The organism is Dietzia sp. CW19 (assembly GCF_014145265.1).
Lineage (GTDB): Bacteria > Actinomycetota > Actinomycetes > Mycobacteriales > Mycobacteriaceae > Dietzia > Dietzia natronolimnaea.
In genome coordinates this window covers 1-3,418 of sequence record NZ_JAALEE010000408.1, presented here as the reverse complement: position 1 = coordinate 3,418, position 3,418 = coordinate 1, and the positions used below count along the sequence as shown (strand labels likewise).

Annotated in this window: 3 protein-coding genes and 1 pseudogene; all 4 read left to right on the top strand. The window is 70.9% G+C overall.

The window, feature by feature from the left end:
* Positions 1-553, top strand: a pseudogene (locus tag G6021_RS12235) (hypothetical protein); the annotation flags it as partial.
* On the top strand, positions 550-963 hold the full coding sequence (locus G6021_RS12230) for a DUF6802 family protein (RefSeq protein WP_182609868.1): 414 nt from the start codon (positions 550-552) through the stop codon (positions 961-963). The pseudogene G6021_RS12235 and the gene G6021_RS12230, both read left to right, overlap by 4 nt.
* Positions 964-1,076: 113 nt before the next feature.
* The gene (locus G6021_RS12225; RefSeq protein WP_179523600.1) at positions 1,077-2,903 is read left to right on the top strand and encodes a phosphoenolpyruvate carboxykinase (GTP); all 1,827 of its coding nucleotides are present in this window, start codon (positions 1,077-1,079) and stop codon (positions 2,901-2,903) included.
* A gap of 171 nt (positions 2,904-3,074) precedes the next feature.
* Positions 3,075-3,418 (top strand): hypothetical protein (locus tag G6021_RS12220; RefSeq protein WP_182641406.1); only part of this gene is annotated, 344 nt, incomplete at its 3' end.

The window sequence follows — 3,418 nt, the reverse complement described above, 5'->3', positions numbered from 1 at the left end:
GGCCCGCCACCTCGGGGCCGCCGCGCCCACCACACCGCGGATCCCCGCACCGTCCGGCGGGATCGCCCCGGGTCGTCCGCCCCGCAACCACGGCGAGGAGGCACTCGTGATGATCATGGGTGCGGCCGGCGGGACCGGGGTGGGGCGCATGCTCCTGTCCCCACTCGCCGAGATCCCCGGGCTGGCGGCGGTGGTGATCCCCCTGGCGTTGCTCTGCGGCGTCGCGCTCGGGTGGACCACGGTCACGGTCAGGCGGACCCAGACGCTGCGGTCCCACACGTCCGCCGTCGTGACCGAACGTCTGGGCGCCCTGCGCGCGGAGGTCGAACAGTCCCTCGGCGCCAGGATCCTGGCCGCGGAGGCCACCATCACCGACGGCTTCGCCCATGACCCGGGCCCCCGGGTCGGCGACCTCGAACGCCGTATCCGCCGGTCACGGCTCACGGGGAGGGCACCCGCGCCCACCCCGACCACCGCTTCCGCGGCTACTGTTGCGGGGCCCGCAGGCACTCCCCCGCCCGCCCTCGCCACCCCAGGGAGCCCCTCGACATGACCGACCCCTTCCCCGGTTCCGAACCGTCCGACTTCAGTGCCAGGCCCGACGTGTGCGGCCTCGACGGCGCCCCGCTCGCCGAGGCCTCGTCCCTGGGTCTGCACGTCCCGGTCGGTGACGGCGTCCTCGATCTCGGCTCACCCGAGGCGGATCTCGACGGCGACGGCTTCATGGAGGCCGTCACCCGGGGGGACGGCCGGGGGCTCACCGTCTACACGGACGTCGACGGCGACGGGACGGTCGACCACGTCTCGACGGTCCGGTTCGACGGCAGCTACGACTCCTGGCGCCTGGCCAATCCCGCGGAGGGGGTCCCGTTCGGGGGCTTCACCAACGAGGCCCGTGCCGGGTCCCCCGAATCGTCGCCGGCCCCGGCCCGGTGGGAACGCATCGACCACGGCCACATCTGAAAAGTTGAGGCATTGCTCACGTCGGGGCCACGATCGGGGCCCGGAAGGCGGCGGGACCATCGGGTTGACGATAGTGTGTGATCGATACCATGCACCGTGTACGAGGAGCTGTGATGACCACCACCACCATTCCCGGCCTCGAGGGTCAGGCGCCAACCGATCACGCGGAGATGCTCGCGTGGATCGCCGAGGTCGCCGAACTGACCCAGCCGGACCGGGTCGTCTTCGCCGACGGCTCCGACGAGGAGTGGGACCGCCTCACGACGGAACTGGTGGAGCACGGCACCTTCGTGAAACTCGACGAGTCCAAGAAGCCCAACTCGTTCCTCGCCCAGTCCGACCCCAAGGACGTCGCGCGGGTCGAGTCGCGGACGTTCATCTGCTCGGAGACCGCGGAGGGCGCCGGCCCCACCAACAACTGGCGGGACCCGGCCGAGATGCGCGGCCACATGACCGAGCTGTTCCGCGGCAGCATGCGTGGTCGCACGATGTACGTCGTGCCCTACTGCATGGGCCCCCTGGAGGCCGAGGACCCCAAGCTCGGCATCGAGCTCTCCGACTCCGCCTACGTCGTGGTGTCCATGAAGATCATGACCCGCATGGGCACCGCCGCGCTGGAGAAGATCGGCTCCGACGGCGCGTACGTCAAGGGCCTGCACACCGTGGGCGCCCCGCTCGAGCCCGGCCAGGAGGACGTCTCGTGGCCGTGTAACGAGGAGAAGTACATCACCCATTTCCCGGAGAGCCGGGAGATCTGGTCCTTCGGATCCGGGTACGGCGGCAACGCGCTGCTGGGCAAGAAGTGCTTCGCGCTGCGGATCGCCTCCGCCATGGCCCGCGACGAGGGCTGGATGGCCGAGCACATGCTCATCCTCAAGCTCATCTCCCCGGAGGACAAGGTCTACTTCATCGCCGCGGCCTTCCCGTCCGCGTGCGGCAAGACCAACCTCGCGATGCTGCAGCCGACCATCGAGGGCTGGCGCGCGGAGGTCGTGGGAGACGACATCGCCTGGATGCGCTTCGGCGAGGACGGCCGGCTCTACGCCGTCAACCCGGAGTACGGCTTCTTCGGCGTCGCGCCCGGCACCAACTACTCGTCCAACCCCAACGCCATGAAGACGCTGGAGGCGGGCAACTCCATCTACACCAACGTCGCCCTCACGGACGACGGCGACGTGTGGTGGGAGGACCTGGAGGGGACCCCGGACCACCTGATCGACTGGCTGGGCAACGACTGGACGCCCGTGGGCGACGGCGGGGCCGGCAACGCCGCCCACCCCAACTCCCGCTACTGCGTGCCGATCGACCAGTGCCCGGTCACGGCCGCGGAGTTCAACTCCCCCGAGGGCGTGCCGATCTCGGCCATCCTGTTCGGCGGTCGCCGCGCGGACACCGTGCCGCTGGTGAGCGAGGCCCACTCGTGGAACCACGGCGTCTACATCGGTGCCACCCTCTCCTCCGGCCAGACCGCGGCCGCGGAGGGCCAGGTCGGCGCGGTCCGCCGCGACCCGATGGCCATGCTGCCCTTCATCGGCTACAACGTCGGTGACTACTTCCAGCACTGGGTGGACATGGGCGCCCGCGGTGGCGACAAGATGCCCAAGGTCTTCCTGGTCAACTGGTTCCGCAAGGGCGCGGACGGTCGCTTCCTCTGGCCCGGGTTCGGCGAGAACAGCCGGGTCCTCAAGTGGGTCGTGGACCGCATCGAGGGCCGGGTCGAGGCGGACGAGACCGTCGCGGGCTTCACCGCCCGAGCCTCGGACATCGACCTCACCGGCCTCGACACCCCCCTCAAGGACGTCGAGGAGGCACTGGCCATCGACCCCGAGGAGTGGCGCCGCGAGCTCCCGCTCATCACCGAGTGGCTGGAGTTCTGCGGACCCAAGGTCCCGGCCGAGGTGCACGAGCAGTTCGCCGCCCTCAAGGAGCGCCTGGGCTGAGACCTGCGGGACGAGAACGGAAGTCCCGGAGACGGATCCGCGAACGGGCCGCACCCACACCGGGTGCGGCCCGTTCGCGTTCCGTGTGACCGAACCCTCTTTCCAAGATCCCCATTCGGTGGGACAGTGGTCGCGTCATCAATACACTGAGCGCATGTGTGGAGGAGTGGCATGAGGGTCGCCGCTGCCGGACTCATCGCCCTCCCGGTTCTCGTGGGAGGGCTCGGGCTCGCGGCGGCGGTCGTCGTCCTCGGCTCCCCGGAGGCCACCGCACCTAGCGCGGACGAGGTGGCCGAGGAGGTCGCCGCTCCGGGGTCGGGGGGACCGGTCACCCGCGACGGCACCGACATCGAGGGGTCGAGACCGCACCTGACGGTGCGCTCGGGGATGCCTTCGCTCATGCTCGCCGGGACGATCCCGGGGTTCCTCGCCCTCCTCCCGGCCTCGGCGGGCCCCCTGCCCACCCTGACCCCCTTCGGGGACGCCACCGCAGGGGCCGGCGGGCCCGCCACCGG